Source organism: Pseudomonas sp. SJZ131 (assembly GCF_007828705.1).
Taxonomy (GTDB): Bacteria; Pseudomonadota; Gammaproteobacteria; order Pseudomonadales; family Pseudomonadaceae; genus Aquipseudomonas; species Aquipseudomonas prosekii.
Genome location: NZ_VIVC01000004.1, coordinates 633,544 through 648,952, shown reverse-complemented (window position 1 = coordinate 648,952; position 15,409 = coordinate 633,544). Strand labels below are relative to the sequence as shown.

Below are 15,409 nucleotides of genomic sequence, written 5' to 3'. Positions count from 1 at the left end.
ATCAGGGAAAATCGCCCTGCCAGAACCGGCGCAGGTGCTCAAGTCGTTCGCGCTGGCCCAGCCCCGGCAGAAAGGCCTGCTCGGGCAGCGCATCGGGGCATTGCAGGCGCAACCACAACCAGTCATCCAGCACCGGCCGCTCGCTGAAGCCCAGCGCCAGGCCTTCCTGAACATGGGACCACAGGCGGTTGTAATCAGTGCCAGTGGATCGACTCCAATGCCAAGTGTGTTGCTCGAGCAAACAACACTGCAGTCTTTCCTGCTGGCGAACGCTGAGGTTTTCCTCGATGGCCAGAGGGCTCACCGGTAATTGCGGATTGACCAGTTGCTGCCAGCCCTGACTGCCAATCGCGAGATCAGCCCAAGTGCCGCCAAACCAGCGTAACTGGCTGATCGGCCCAAGCCAGCGGGTCAATTCCTCGGCATCGCAGGCATCGAAGAAATAGCTCGCGCAGTGCGGATTGTAATAATTGAGCAACGCCCGATGGTGCAGGCCGACGCTGACCATCAGCATGCGCCGCAGGTGCGCGAGCAATTGCGCCACCGAGGCGTCACTTTCCAGCAGCAGACCTTGCCACGCACGCGGCTCGGCGTAGCAGCGCTCGAGCAATTGCGCCTGATCGCGCAATTCGACCAGCGCCGGACCTTGTTCGCGCAGCGGATGCAGCTCGGTGCCTTCGAACAGCCAGAAGCAGCGCAAACCGACGAATTGATCCTGCAACAGCGCCGCCATTCGCGGCGCACCCGGCACATCCAGCAGCAACCAATGCGTGGCCGCCGCCGGCGTCTGCACGCCGATCATGCCGCACCGCTCTGGCCAAACAGCGTAGCGGCCCGGCAGGTGCAGACAGTTTCCGGACAATGCCGAAAACTGCCGCCGCCGGGCAGCAAACACAGCAACACCAAGGGTTCGCTCGATTGCAGCAAGGCCAGCAAACCGTCGGGCGCCTCGCTGGGCAGCGGCATCGGCGGTTCAATTGCGTCGATGGCTAACGGGCTGTTGAGCAGGCCGGTGATCAGCGGTTGATCCGGATCGCCGCCGATGAAGCTGACCACCACTTCAGTCCCCGCCGGCCATGACGCAAACGCCGCACTTTGCAATTCGGGCGCCAACGCCAGCCAACAGTGATCGGATTTGGCGCCCTCGCCCTGATAGAGCCAGTCGAACTGCACGGCAATCGGTCGAGACGGATCGGGACGCAGTTCTTCGACCTCCACCACCCAAGCCCTTTGCAGGCTGAGCATGCGCGGCTTCGCCAACCGCTGCGGCGTGATCAACGGCGCCTCGCAGGGAATCGCTCGGATCGTATTGGCGTAGGAAAACTCGGGTTCCTGGGTGCCGCGATGTTCAACTTCGATCAGCCGCCACAGGCGATTGCGCTGGTTGAATGGCTCAGTGGACAGCGGCATCAATTGACCGCTGCGCAACGTCGCCAACTCGGTAGAGCCCTCAGTTACCGGGACCTTTTGCACGCCCATTTGCACTTCAAATCGGCTGAGCAACACCGGGTCTCCGTGTTCGTGGAAGACCAGTTCTTCAGCAGTTTCCGAAGGCGCCTGAGCGTCACTGACTATCAGGCAATGCCCGCGCCGGGAATGTTCGAAGTGGTAGTGCAGACCTTCTTCGGCGCACAGACGCTGGAAAAACTGCAGATCCGACTCGCGATACTGCGTGCACAAGTCCCGCACCGGATACTCCGCGCTCAATTGCAGACGCCAATCCTTGCCGACAATCCCGTGCTCCTTGAGCACTTGGCCAAGTATCTGCGGCACCGAGCGCGCACTGAAAATCCGTTGGCTGAAGCGCTGGCCCAGGCACGCCAGTTTCGGCCCCATGCGCACCCGACACAGCCGCGAAGCGTGGCCATGCTCGCGTTGTTCGATTTGATGAAATTGGCCGTGGATACCGTTTCCCGAAGCGTCGAAGTGCAAAAACGCTGCGCGGTACAGCAGGCTGGCGAGGTCAAGGGAGGGGTCATTGATGAGTAACTCCACCTCGAACACAAACGGTTCGCTGATGGCTTCATTGCCGGTAAAGGCCAGGACCTCAAAGGCGTCGGGCAGGCCCGCGACATCCAGACGAAATAACGGTTCGTTGACTGGATCGAACATCGGCGATTCTCTACTGGAGGGGCGGCTGGGGATTCTCGCTGAGAGACATGGCCGCGTAGAGTGCCGAAATACAACTTAGGAAATGACCTACGTGAAAAGAAGACCACATCGCTTTAATAGCCGTTGAAGTCAGTTATTTCGCGTCAAAACAACGAATCGTCGCACCAGGTCATCTGAAATTTCCCACTAAGCGCGGGACACATTCAGACAACCCGGTGAAACGCTGCCTTACCTCAGGAAGAGAGGTAGGAAGAACGGGTCAGGCCCAGACGCAGAGCGTCGAGGAACTGCGTGCGCTCGCCGGCAGTGATGCGCGCGCTGGCGCACTTGTCGCGGTAGTGAGTCATCAACTCTTCCGGCGACAAATGCACGTAACGCAGCATGTCTTCGATGGTGTCGTGGGTCTCGATACCGGCGTGGTAAACGCTGCCATCGTCGTTCTGGTAGATGTTCACCGAATCGGTGTCACCGAACAGGTTGTGCATGTCGCCGAGGATTTCCTGATAAGCGCCGACCAGGAAAATACCTAGCAGGTAGTCTTCGCCCTCATTCAAACCGTGGACCGGCAGGCTGGTCTCGATGCTTTGCTCGTCGACGTATTGCTTGATCTTGCCGTCGGAGTCGCAGGTCAGGTCCTGCAATACCGCGCGGCGCAGCGGCTCTTCGTCGAGACGGTGCAGCGGCAGGATCGGCAGTACCTGGCCGATGGCCCAGGTGTCCGGCAGGCTCTGGAAGACCGAGAAGTTGCAGATGTACTTGTCGGCGAGCTTGTCGTTGAGTTCGTCGAGCACTTGGCGGTGCGAACGCTGACGCGCTTTCAACGAATTGTGCAAACGACGGCACACGGCGAAATAGCACTGCTCGGCCAAGGCCTTCTGTGCCAGGGTCAGCTTGCCATCGGCGTACTGGGCGGCGATGTCACTCATGTAGTGCGTGGCGCGCCAGTAGGTTTCGGTGACCATTTCAATGTCGGTCGGGCCCAGCAGGTCCACCAGCCACTGCACGGTTTCCGGCAGTTCTTCCTTGTTTTCGATCTTCGGCACGTCGTCGTTGTGTTTCTCGACGTCGGTGACTTGCACCACCAGCATGGCGTGGTGCGCGGTCAGGGAACGGCCGCTTTCGGAGAAGATGTTCGGGTGCGGCAGGCTCTGCGCGTCGCAGAATTCCTTGAGCATGCCAACCACTACACCGGCGTAATCGTCCATGTCGTAGTTGATCGAACTGGCATTACGCGAGTGCGTACCGTCGTAGTCGACGCCCAAACCGCCACCGACGTCGATGTGATCGACCGGCAGGCCAAGGTTGCGCAATTCGCCGTAATAACGGATCGCTTCCTTGAAGCCATGCTGGTAATCAGCCAGGTTGGCAATCTGCGAACCCATGTGGAAGTGCAGCAGGCGAATGCCCTGGTCGAGGCCGGCAGCGCGGAAACGCTCGACCACCGACAGCAACTGCGCCGCCGACAGACCGAATTTGGATTTCTCGCCGCCGGTGTCCGCCCACTTCGACGATGCCAGCGACGACAGGCGTACGCGCAAGCCAACCTGCGGCTTGACCTTCAGCGAGGCGGCTTCTTCAATCACCAGCTCAACTTCGGATTCTTTCTCGATGACGATGAACACGTTATGGCCGAGTTTCTGCCCGATCAGCGCCAGACGGATGAACTCGCGGTCCTTGTAACCGTTGCAGACGATGGTGCCGCCCTTCGGCGCCAATGCCAGCACGGCCAGCAGTTCAGGCTTGGAGCCGGCTTCCAGACCGATGGAAACGTTCTGGGTGGCGATGATGTTCTCGATCACCGCTTCCTGCTGGTTGACCTTGATCGGGTACAGCGCGGTGTATTTGCTCTGGTACTCAAGACGCTCGATGTTCGAATCGAAGGCGCCCGTCAGCTGACGCACGCGGTCTTGCAGGATGTCCGGGAAACGCACCAGCAACGGCAAGGACAAGCCGCTTTTGCGCAGCAGGTCGACTTGTTCGAAGAGGTCGATAGGCGAACTGGTCGGACCGTTCGGACGGACTTCTACGCGACCGGCTTCATTGATCGCGAAATATCCGGCCCCCCAATGGCGGATCCCGTAAACACTGCGGCTGTCCGCAACTGTCCATTGGCTGCCATCGTCTTTGCGTGTGCGTCGTACGGACATTGAAGTCCCCTATAAAGAAGTCATAGAGCGTCGCCTGGGTTCAGGCCGGCGCAGTCTAAAGAGTGAAAATGACGATTAGCCTGCATGTAAGGGCCATAGACCTCACATTCAGCGCTGAGTTTAGTAACCGGTCATAACAGGCTCTGTGAAAACCATGTGGGCGACGCCAGTCCCGCGTGCATTCGAGGCTGGATCAAGCCGAGGGTGGTTTTCACAGAGGCTGCTAGCCGCCGGACTTCTTCGCTTTGAAACCGTGTTTGATCAGCTCGGCCAAGAGTAGCTCGACATGATCGCCCTGGATCTCAATGATTCCGTCTTTCAGCGCCCCGCCGGTGCCGCAACGCTTTTTCAGCGTGGTGGCGAGCTCCTTGAGCGCCTCTTCGGCCAACGGCACGCCGGTGATGGTGGTCACCGTTTTGCCGCCACGGCCCTTGCTTTCGCGACGCACGCGGGCAATGCCGTCGCCGGCCGGGATCACGGTTTGTTTGCAGATACAGGCGTCCACCGGTTTGCTGCAATCGGGGCAATGACGACCTGCGTCGGTGGAAAATACCAGGCCACCAAGGGCGGCGAAGGATGCGGCTTTTTTGGCCACCGGCAATCCTCTTCGGAGGACAAAGACTGGCCGCGGCAACCCGGGAGGGCGCCATCGACCGCGAAGCCCCACTCAGGCAGGGGCAGCGCTACTGAACCGGTAAACCCGGCAGGAGCGAAGCTTGCTCGCGAAAGCGGTGTGTCAGGCCCAACCATTGTGGATGTGCCGCCGCCTTCGCGAGCAAGCTTCGCTCCTACAAAGAGCAATACCGGTTAAAGAGCAATACCGGTTCAGTTTGAAAAGGTCGCGCAGTGTAACGGCAAAAAGCCGACTTGCTAAGAGCCAATCGGCGCCATTTCATGCCTCTTTTGCGACGTGATTTTCCTGCGCCTTGAGATAACGCTTGAGCGCGGCCAGAGAGTCCGGGCAATAAGGCTTTTGCTGGATTTCCTCAAGCACCTGATCGACGGGAATAAAGCGCGCTTCGAGCACCTCTTCCGGTTGCAGGATCAATGGGCCATCCCACACCGCCGAAAACGCCGAACACCAGAGCCGACTCTCGCTGTCCTCGAAGTAAAAATGGTCATGAGCGGTCAGTTCAACGCCGCTCACGCCCAATTCTTCTTCGAGTTCACGGGCCGCCGACTCGGCGTAAGTCTCGTCGGCCTGGACCATGCCGCCCGCCGCCACATCCCAGAACCCCGGATAGATGGCTTTGCTCAGCGTGCGCCGGTGCACGCACAGTTCACCGGCCGAGTTGAACAGCATGATGTAGGTGCCGCGCCCGATCAGCCCGCGCTCGCGCAAGTCGCTGCGCACCAGGCCGCCGAGCAGGTTGTCGTGCTCGTCGACCCAAGCGATCTGTTCAGCATCCGAGGCCGCGCGATGGGCGGCCTCTCTGGCGTTATCAACCATCTATCAGCCCTGGTTGAGCAGTTGACGCAAATCGATCACGGCCGCGTTGGCCCGCGAAATGTAGTTGGCCATGACCAGCGAGTGGTTGGCCAACACGCCGAAGCCGCTGCCATTGAGGATCATCGGGCTCCACACCGGTTCTTGCGACGCTTCCAGCTCACGGATGATCTGGCGCACGCTGACCGTGGCGTTCTTCTTCGCCAACACGTCGGCGAAGTCGACTTCGATGGCACGCAGCAAATGCGACAAGGCCCAGGCCTGACCGCGCGCTTCGTAGAACACGTTATCGATCTGCATCCATGGGGTTTCGACGATTTCTTCGTCAACCTGCGGCACCTGTCCCGGCACGATCACTTCGGTTTTCAGCGAAGTGTTGAGCTTGACCCGACCGACACTGGCGGACAGGCGTTGCGACAACGAACCCAGACGTGTGCCCACATCGCCGAGCCAGTTGTTGAGGTTGTCGGCGCGGGCGTAGAACAGTGCGTTTTTCTGTGCAGGATCCGACAGGCGAGCCTGATAACGGCTCAGGGAATTGATCCCTTCCTGATATTCCGACTCGCTGGAAGGCAGGATCCAGCTCTTGTTGTCGAAGTTGAAACGCGGCTCAGCGCGCGCCAGATCAGCGTCTTCCGCCGACTGCGACTGCGAACGGGCGAAGTCTTTGCGCAGTGCCCGCGTCAAGTCGCGGACCTGGACCAGCACGCCATATTCCCAGCTCGGCATGTTGTCCATCCACAGGCCCGGCGGGAAACGATCGTTGGAAATGTAGCCGCCCGGTTTGCTCAGCAACGTGCCGGCCACCGATTTGAGGGTTTCCACCGTGGTGTAACCCACCACCATCTGCCGACCGTCGCGTTCAGCGGCGACCTGGGCATTTTGCTGCACCGGGAACAGGTCGGGCTCTTCGCTCCAATACCAGCCCAAACCAATCGTCACCAACAGATAAATGGCAATCAGCGTCAGCAGCGCTCGGCTGAACAACAGGCCGCTGACATAGCTGCGGGTGGCCGATTTCGGTTCAGCGGCACGTTCAGGCGCACTGCCCGCGCGGTTCTTCCAGTCCAGCATGGCGATATCCTTTCAATCACTTGAGTTCATCGGTTCGACCACAACCCTACGCCATCGTGCCGCTGATTACCGCGCCTAAATCTCGCGCGAAACAGCGAGCCATACAATCGCGCCGTGGCCGCCCAACTATAAATGAAGCACAGTCTTGTAGCAGCTGCCGAGCCTGCGAGGCTGCGTTCGGCTGCGCAGCAGTCGTGAAACCTGTGCACGAGGTCTTCCTGGAGCACCGAGCTGCCTGATTTCACGACGGCTTCGCCGCCGGACGCAGCCTTCGGCAGCTGCTACAAGGAATCTTGGCGACCAGTCGGTCACGAACTGAATGAGGTCGCTTTCGAGATTATTGACGTGCGACACTCATGTGATCCAAAAGAGATGCTAGCATAGAGCCACCAGTCGATCTCAGCATGCACCCTAACTAGTAGTCAGGATATGACCGAGCCAGAAGACCCCAGCCGTGAGCGCCTCAAGCACCATTTTGCCCAGCGGGTAATTCATCAGGCACGTCAGATTCTTGAGATATGGCAGCGCCTGCAACGCAGCGAGTGGTCCACCACCGATTTGTCCGAGCTGAGCGAAGCCAATCTGCGCCTGCTGCGCTTCGCCGAGCGCTTCGAACAACCCGAGCACTCGCAACTGGCGCGCCTGATCGGCCAGTCGCTGGAAGCCGTGGACGCCAATCGCGGGCGCCTGAGCAGCGGCCTGATCACCGACCTCAACCGTTTGATGCAGCGCCTGTCGCGCACCGGCCTGCGTCACGGCGATCAACTCGACCAGACTTTTCTGCCGCCACTGCGCAAGCCGATCTACGTGCTGCTGCAAGATCACGATCGCGCCGAGCGCCTGGCCAAACAATTGGAATTCTTCGGGCTCAGCGCGCAATCGCTGGACAGCGTCGCGGCGTTTCGCTCCTCGATGGTCGAACGCTTGCCGGCGGCGATCGTCATGGATGTCGACTTCAGCGGTCCCGGCGTCGGCCTGCAATTGGCCGCCGAGGCCCAGGTCGGGCTCGACGAGCCGCTGCCACTGCTGTTCTTCAGCCTGCTCGAAACCGACACCCCGACCCGCCTCGCCGCAGTGCGCGCCGGTGGCCAGGAATTTCTCACCGGCACCCTCGAAGCGTCGAGCCTGCTGGAGAAAATCGAAGTTCTGACCTGCGTCGCGCAGTACGAACCTTATAAAGTGCTGATCATCGACGACTCCCGCGCCCAGGCCCTGCACACCGAGCGCCTGCTCAACAGCGCAGGAATAGTCACGCGGACCTTGATCGAGCCGATTCAGGCAATGGCTGAACTGGCGGATTTCCAGCCCGACCTGATCATCCTCGACATGTACATGCCGGCCTGCACCGGCACCGAGTTGGCCAAGGTGATTCGCCACAACGACCGCTACGTCAGCGTGCCGATCATCTATCTGTCGGCCGAAGACGACCTCGACAAGCAGCTCGACGCGATGAGCGAGGGCGGCGACGACTTCCTCACCAAACCGATCAAGCCACGTCACCTCATTACCACCGTGCGCAACCGCGCGGCGCGCGCGCGCAATCTCAAGGCGCGGATGGTGCGCGACAGCCTGACCGGTTTGTACAACCACACGCACATCCTGCAATTGCTCGAAGACTGCTCGTTCCGCGCCCGCCGCGAAAACAAGCCGCTGAGTTTTGCGATGCTCGACATCGACCACTTCAAACGAGTCAACGACAGCCACGGCCACCCGATGGGCGACCGCGTGATCAAAAGCCTGGCGCTGTTTCTCAAACAGCGACTGCGCAAGACCGACTTCATCGGCCGTTACGGCGGCGAAGAATTCGCCATCGTCATGCCCGATACCGATGTCGAATCGGCGCACAAGGTGCTCGACGAAATCCGTCAGCGCTTCGCCGAAATCCATTACCCGGCCAAACCGCAGGACCTCTGGTGCACGTTCAGCGCCGGGGTGGTTGAGCTGCGCGAAGATTCCGACAGCCTGATGATGGCCAGCCAGGCGGACGAAGCGCTGTACCGCGCCAAGCACGCCGGACGCAACCGCGTACAAGCTGCGCACGCGTCAAAGCAAAGTGCCACTTTTTCATCGGAATTCACTGGTTCGGTCATAACCCTGTAATACAAACGCAATAAATTCAGGCGCTTACCATTCTGCCGTTGGTAGATCCGATATGCGCCTGAAGCTCCTGACCAACCTCAATACCCTCCTGCTCGTCGCCGTGTGCGTCGCCCTCGGCGCCACTTTGTGGTGGTCGCAAAAAGCTCTGGAGCGCCCTTATCTGTTGATGGAGCGTTACCTCGGGCTGTCGCAGCAATTCCAGAATGAAGTGGCACGCAACGTCGAGGACTACCTGTCGAGCGGCGATGCCCTGCGCCTGAGCAGCGCCAGTCAGGCCATCGAAGGATTGAACGGCGAACTCGCGCAACTGCCGCCAGCGCTCGCCGACACCTTGCGCCCGAGCCTGTCCAGCCTCGAAGCCTTCAGCAAAACCGACCTGCTGGCCGCCGGCAAACTCGCCGGTAATCCGCAGGCGTTGCTGCTGCAAGCCGAACGCGAACTCAGCGCCAACCTCGAGCAACTCAGCCAGTACGCCAGCGCTAACGCGACGTACCTGGCGCCGTTGCTTAACGCTTCCCAGCATTTGGGCAAACTGTCGCTGGCGCGGGACAAACTGGTCAGCAGCGGCCGCAGCGAATTGGCCGCCGACGTCGAGCGCGAAGTCGCCAACATTCGCGCACAAGCGCAGTTGCTGGAGGCATTGCCGCTGCTCGGCGTAGCCAGCAGCAGCGAATCGAACACTGACGATTTCGCGAACATGATGGGCCTGGAGAGCAATGAAAAAACCGTCGCCGAAGATGCGGGCGTCGGCCTCAAACGCGAACTCAACAGCTTGCTCACGCGCTACCCCGCCGAACTGGCGCGCACTCGTGAGCAAATCCAGAAACGTGCCGAACTCAGCGCCGCGACGCATGTGAAAATCGCCGCAGTGCAGCAAGCCATCGCCGGCCTGGAACCGGCGGTGCGCGCCCAGCACGGGCAAATTCAGGGCGAAGTGCGCTTGATTCAGGGATTGATGATCGGCCTGATCCTGCTGATCGCGCTGCTCATCGACACTTTGCAGCGACGCCTGGCGCGCACGCTGACCAATCTCGCGCCCGCGCTCTCGACCTGGGCCGAGGGCGATTTCAGCCAGGACATTCAACTGGGCAAAACCAATCGCGAATTGCATGACATCCAAGCCTCGCTCAATCGCTTGCGCGCTTATCTGGTGGATCTGGTCGGGACCATTCGCTTGAATGCCGAACAGGTCGCCGGCAGCAGCCGCACCCTCGCCGAGTTGAGCAACGACCTGCACAGCGGCGCCGAACATCAGGCAGGTGATACTGCGCTGATCCGCGATTCGCTGGGTGAACTGGAAGCGACCATCCAGCAGGTCGCCGGCGATGCGAGCCAGGCCGCCGACGCCAGTCGCAATGCCGGACTGGCGGTCGAACAAGGGCAGAAGGTCATCGGCCTGAGCCTCACCGGGTTGCATGCGCTGGTCGGCGAAGTGCAGGGCAATGCGCAGATGATCGAACACCTGGCCGAGGAGTCGGCGACCATCGGCGGTGTGCTGACGGTGATTCGCTCGATTGCCGATCAGACCAATCTGCTCGCGCTCAACGCTGCGATCGAAGCCGCCCGCGCCGGGGAAATGGGCCGGGGGTTTGCGGTGGTGGCCGAGGAAGTGCGCTCGTTGGCGCAGCGCACCGCCGGCGCCACAGCGGAAATCCAGACCTTGATCGCCGGCCTGCAAACCGCCGCGCGGCAATCGGTGGAAGGCATGCGCGCTCAGGTCGAACACGCCGAAGCCACCGCCAATCAGGCGCAAGCGGCGGACGGCGCGCTGGATAAAATCGTCGGCGCGATCCAGACCATTGCCGACACCGCCGTGCGCATCGCCGATGTCACCGCGCAGCAGAGCGGCGCGGTCAGCGAGATTCGCGACCACAGCGAGCGGATCCACCAATTGGGCGGGGATAACCTGCTGCGGATTGGCGAGGGGCGCGAGCAAGGGGAGAATCTGCTGGTGCTGGGCGGGCGGCTTCACACCGCCGTCCAGGCTTTCCGCGTCTGATCGATCGCTATCGCGAGCAAGCTTGCTCCCACAATGGAATGCGCCCCCCTGTGGGAGCGAGCTTGCTCGCGATGGCGTCAGAACAATCACCACAACACTCCCGGCCCTGCACACCCGCCGACTGTCCGCTATCATGCCCGCACTTCCGACACGCGAGATTGTCATGCGCCGTTTGCTTTGCCTGCTGCTTTTAGTGCTCGCCCTGCCGGCCTCCGCCGCCGGGTTGCTCGACACTCGGCCCAGTTCGACGTTGGGCTCGATCAACAACAGCGCCGACTTCCTGCCGGTGCGCGAAGCCTTTCAGTTGAGCCTGGTGGAAAGCACCGCGCAGACCATCAAGCTGCGTTTCGTCGCCGCCGACGGTTATTACCTCTACCGCCACCGCTTCCAGTTTCGCGCCGACCCGGCCGACGTCGCGCTCGGCGCCGCGCAATTGCCCAACGGTGAAAAGAAGCACGACGAATACTTCGGCGACGTCGAGGTGTACCACGCGATTCTCGATGTCGAACTGCCGCGCAGCGATCCGCGCGCCTTCACGCTGGTTGTGACCTATCAGGGCTGCGCCGACAAAGGCCTGTGTTATCCGCCGGAAACCGAGCGCTTGCGCATCGACGGCGCTGGCGCCGCTGCCGCTGACCCAAGTGCTGCTACGACAGCCAATTGGAGCTGGCGTGAACTGGCGCTGTTTTTCCTCGCCGGTCTGGGCCTGACTTTCACGCCTTGCGTGCTGCCAATGCTGCCGATCCTCTCCAGCGTGGTGTTGCGCGGGCAGATCGGCGGGCTGCGCGGCTTCAATCTGTCGCTGGCTTACGTGCTGCCGATGGCCGCGTGTTTTGCCCTGCTCGGCGCATTGATGGGGATGTTCGGCGCGCAGCTCAATCTGCAGGCGCGGCTGCAATCGGCCTGGGTTCTGGTGCCGTTCGCGACGTTTTTTGCGGTGTTTGCGCTGGCGATGTTCGGCGTCTTCGAGCTGAAACTGCCGCACTTCATCAGCAGCCGCCTCGACCGGATTGCCGGGCGCACCGAAGGCGGCTCGTTATGGGGCGCGGCAGTGCTCGGCGTGGTCTCGAGCCTGCTGGTGTCGCCGTGTGTTTCCGCGCCACTGGCCGGCGCCTTGCTGTACATCAGCGCCAGCGGCGATGCGCTCGGCGGCGGGTTGAAGTTGTTTGTACTCGGCTTGGGCATGGGCACCCCGCTGCTGTTGGTTGCGACCGGCGGCGCGGCGTGGCTGCCGAAAAGCGGCCCATGGCTGATCTATGTGAAAAACGCGATCGGCGTCTTGCTGCTGGCCTTGGCGATTGGCTTGCTCAGCCGTGTCGTACCGGGCCAAGTCACATTGCTGCTGGTCGGTTTGCTGTGGGGCGGCGTCGGTCTGTTCCTCGGCGCGTTGGAGTTCGTCTACAAACCACCGCGCAAACGCCTCGGCCAATTGCTTGGCTTGTTTCTGCTGTTTTACGCAATGGCTTGCTGGTACGGCGCGTTCAGCGGTCAGGGCGATGTGCTCAATCCGCTCGGCCGGACCGCGGCAGTAGCCAGCAACGGGGCGGCGCCGTCGGCCAGTAACTGGCAAACCGTGACCACCCCGGCCGACCTCGATCACGCGCTCGCTGAGGCGAAATCCTCCGGCACGCCGCTGCTGCTGGACTGGTACGCCGACTGGTGCATCAGTTGCAAAGTCATCGAACACCAAGTGCTCAACGACCCGAAAGTCGTCGAACGGCTGCAAGGTTATCGGCTGATCCGCTTCGACATCACCGCCAGCAACGCCGAGCAAAGAACACTGCTCGACCGCTACAAATTGTTCGGTCCCCCAGCGTTGATGTTCTTCGGCAAGGACGGCGCCGAACTCACCGACGAGCGGGTGATCGGCGAGATCAATGCGCAGGACTTCGCCGAACGTGTCGCGAAGGCAAATGACCGGATTTAATCAGGCAGTCACAAATTTTGCGCAAACATCGGCCATCGTGCTGGCTATTGCATAGAACTGGACAGTCACAAAGGCTTTGCGGCATAGTCGCCGGGTTCTGACAACTGCACTCTGACAATTGCACCTGAATAACAAGGAACAGCAGATGGCAACGCTACTGGTTCTGCACGGACCCAACCTGAATTTGCTCGGCACCCGCGAACCGGGCACCTATGGCGCTACGACACTGGCGCAGATCAACCAGGACCTGGAACGCCGTGCCCGTGAAGCCGGCCATCATTTGCTGCACTTGCAGAGCAACGCCGAGTACGAATTGATCGACCGCATCCACGCTGCTCGCGGCGAAGGTGTGGACTTCATTCTGATCAATCCAGCAGCATTTACTCACACAAGTGTCGCATTACGTGACGCGCTGCTGGCGGTGAGCATCCCATTCATCGAAGTGCATTTGTCTAACGTGCACAAACGCGAACCTTTCCGCCATCACTCTTACTTCTCCGACGTAGCGGTGGGAGTGATCTGCGGCCTTGGCGCCAGCGGTTATCGACTGGCCCTGGAGGCCGCCCTGGAACAGCTTGAAAGACCGGCAACGGCTTGAACCACAAGCGTTAAACGCCCCTGACCGACCCTTGGGAGTTGATGATTCATGGATATCCGTAAAGTTAAGAAATTGATCGAATTGCTGGAAGAGTCCGGCATCGACGAGCTCGAGATCAAGGAAGGCGAAGAGTCCGTTCGCATCAGCCGTCACAGCAAGACCCCGGCTCAGCAGTATTACGCTCCTGCGCCAATGCACGCTCCGGCCCCAGCGCCTGCCGCTGCTGCCCCGGTTGCTGCCGCCGCCCCTGCTGCACCGGCCGCACCCGTGCTGAACGGCACTGTTGCCCGTTCGCCGATGGTCGGCACGTTCTACCGCAAGTCTTCGCCGTCCTCGCCGTCCTTCGTTGAAGTCGGCCAGACCGTGAAGAAAGGCGACACCCTGTGCATCGTCGAAGCCATGAAGATGATGAACCACATCGAAGCTGAAACCAGCGGTGTGATCGAATCCATCCTCGTCGAAGATGGCCAGCCGGTTGAGTACGACCAACCCCTGTTCACCATCGTTTGAACCGCGGAGAGACTTTGATGACTGCGAAGTTGGAAAAAGTTCTGATCGCCAACCGCGGTGAGATCGCCCTGCGGATCTTGCGTGCCTGCAAAGAGATGGGCATCAAGACCGTCGCCGTTTATTCCACGGCTGACAAAGAGCTGATGCACCTGGGTCTGGCGGACGAATCCGTCTGCATCGGTCCGGCATCGGCTGCAAAGTCTTACCTGCACATTCCGGCGATCATCGCCGCAGCTGAAGTGACCGGCGCTACCGCCATTCACCCAGGCTACGGTTTCCTCGCGGAAAACGCCGATTTCGCCGAACAGGTCGAGAACTCCGGTTTTGCCTTCATTGGCCCGAAAGCCGACACCATTCGCCTGATGGGCGACAAGGTTTCGGCCAAGCACGCCATGATCGCTGCCGGCGTGCCGACTGTTCCGGGTTCTGACGGCCCACTGCCGGAAGACGAAGAAACCGCTCTGCGCATTGGTCGCGAAGTCGGTTACCCGGTGATCATCAAAGCCGCTGGCGGCGGTGGTGGTCGCGGCATGCGCGTTGTGCATAAAGAAGAAGACCTGATCGACTCGGCCAAACTGACCCGCTCCGAAGCAGGCGCGGCGTTCGGCAACCCGATGGTCTATCTGGAAAAATTCCTGACCAACCCACGTCACGTGGAAGTCCAGGTACTTTCCGACGGTCAGGGCCACGCCATCCATCTGGGCGACCGCGATTGCTCGCTGCAACGTCGTCACCAGAAGGTTCTCGAAGAAGCGCCGGCACCGGGCATCGACGAGAAGGCGCGCCAGGAAGTCCTCGCCCGCTGCGTCAAGGCGTGCATCGACATCAACTACCGTGGCGCCGGCACTTTCGAGTTCCTGTACGAGAACGGCGCGTTCTATTTCATCGAAATGAACACCCGCGTTCAGGTTGAGCACCCGGTTTCGGAAATGGTCACCGGCATCGACATCGTCAAGGAGATGCTCAGCATCGCCGCTGGCAACAAGCTGTCGTACACCCAGGAAGACGTCGTCATCCGCGGTCACGCACTTGAATGCCGGATCAACGCCGAAGACCCGAAAACCTTCATGCCGAGCCCAGGCACGGTCAAGCATTTCCACGCTCCGGGCGGCAACGGCGTTCGCGTCGATTCGCATCTGTACAGTGGTTATGCGGTTCCGCCGAACTACGATTCGTTGATCGGCAAGCTGATCACCTACGGCGCAACCCGTGAAGAAGCCATGACGCGCATGCGTAATGCACTGGACGAAATCGTCGTCGACGGGATCAAAACCAACATCCCGCTGCACCGCGATCTGGTCCGTGATGAAGGCTTCTGCAAAGGTGGAGTCAACATCCACTACCTGGAACACAAGCTGGCCGAACAGCATTAAGACGTGATCCAGACCAACAAAGCCGCTTTCGAGCGGCTTTGTTGTTTCTGCAGGTTTCATCCATTTAACTGCTCGTTATTGGAGCGTCGAGGCTGGCTATACTCGCGCTCTACTCAACACAA

The 15,409-nt window shown here is 60.6% G+C and carries 12 protein-coding genes; 6 read left to right on the top strand and 6 right to left on the bottom strand.

Annotation, left to right across the window (positions count from 1 at the left end):
* Position 1: 1 nt before the first annotated feature.
* The 6 genes from FBY12_RS20740 to FBY12_RS20715 all read right to left on the bottom strand — a co-directional run bounded on the left by FBY12_RS20740 (position 2) and on the right by FBY12_RS20715 (position 6,780).
* The gene (locus FBY12_RS20740) at positions 2-802 is read right to left on the bottom strand and encodes a DUF4123 domain-containing protein (RefSeq protein ID WP_145255451.1); all 801 of its coding nucleotides are present in this window, start codon (positions 800-802) and stop codon (positions 2-4) included.
* Complete coding sequence (locus FBY12_RS20735; RefSeq protein WP_145255448.1) at positions 799-2,112, bottom strand: contractile injection system protein, VgrG/Pvc8 family; 1,314 nt, start codon at positions 2,110-2,112, stop codon at positions 799-801. Before FBY12_RS20735 ends, FBY12_RS20740 begins: the two co-directional genes overlap by 4 nt.
* A 233-nt stretch (positions 2,113-2,345) precedes the next feature.
* Positions 2,346-4,259 (bottom strand): arginine decarboxylase, encoded by a 1,914-nt coding sequence (gene speA, locus FBY12_RS20730; RefSeq protein WP_109503697.1) that lies wholly within the window; start codon positions 4,257-4,259, stop codon positions 2,346-2,348.
* Positions 4,260-4,482: 223 nt separating this feature from the next.
* A complete protein-coding gene (locus FBY12_RS20725; RefSeq protein ID WP_145255445.1) occupies positions 4,483-4,854 on the bottom strand; it encodes a translation initiation factor Sui1 in 372 nt (123 codons plus the stop codon).
* 297 nt (positions 4,855-5,151) lie between these two features.
* Positions 5,152-5,709 carry an NUDIX hydrolase gene (locus tag FBY12_RS20720; protein WP_101208427.1) on the bottom strand — a complete coding sequence of 186 codons (558 nt, stop codon included), beginning with the start codon at positions 5,707-5,709 and terminating at the stop codon, positions 5,152-5,154.
* 3 nt (positions 5,710-5,712) lie between these two features.
* Positions 5,713-6,780 carry a DUF2333 family protein gene (locus FBY12_RS20715; protein ID WP_092273852.1) on the bottom strand — a complete coding sequence of 356 codons (1,068 nt, stop codon included), beginning with the start codon at positions 6,778-6,780 and terminating at the stop codon, positions 5,713-5,715.
* Between the two features lie 429 nt (positions 6,781-7,209).
* Here FBY12_RS20715 and gcbA point away from each other — a divergent pair, with 429 nt between their 5' ends.
* The 6 genes from gcbA to accC all read left to right on the top strand — a co-directional run bounded on the left by gcbA (position 7,210) and on the right by accC (position 15,287).
* Positions 7,210-8,880 carry a diguanylate cyclase GcbA gene (gene gcbA / locus FBY12_RS20710; RefSeq protein ID WP_109521921.1) on the top strand — a complete coding sequence of 557 codons (1,671 nt, stop codon included), beginning with the start codon at positions 7,210-7,212 and terminating at the stop codon, positions 8,878-8,880.
* Positions 8,881-8,932: 52 nt separating this feature from the next.
* On the top strand, positions 8,933-10,879 hold the full coding sequence (locus FBY12_RS20705; RefSeq protein ID WP_145255442.1) for a methyl-accepting chemotaxis protein: 1,947 nt from the start codon (positions 8,933-8,935) through the stop codon (positions 10,877-10,879).
* Positions 10,880-11,042: 163 nt separating this feature from the next.
* Entirely contained in the window at positions 11,043-12,806 is a 1,764-nt protein-coding gene (locus tag FBY12_RS20700) for a protein-disulfide reductase DsbD (RefSeq protein WP_145255439.1), read from the top strand.
* A 145-nt stretch (positions 12,807-12,951) separates the two neighbouring features.
* Entirely contained in the window at positions 12,952-13,404 is a 453-nt protein-coding gene (gene aroQ / locus FBY12_RS20695) for a type II 3-dehydroquinate dehydratase (protein WP_092273864.1), read from the top strand.
* Positions 13,405-13,452: 48 nt separating this feature from the next.
* Complete coding sequence (gene accB, locus FBY12_RS20690) at positions 13,453-13,914, top strand: acetyl-CoA carboxylase biotin carboxyl carrier protein (protein WP_121733746.1); 462 nt, start codon at positions 13,453-13,455, stop codon at positions 13,912-13,914.
* Between the two features lie 17 nt (positions 13,915-13,931).
* Positions 13,932-15,287: an acetyl-CoA carboxylase biotin carboxylase subunit gene (accC, locus tag FBY12_RS20685; RefSeq protein ID WP_121733747.1), complete on the top strand. Its 1,356-nt coding sequence runs from the start codon at positions 13,932-13,934 to the stop codon at positions 15,285-15,287.
* Positions 15,288-15,409: the final 122 nt, after the last annotated feature.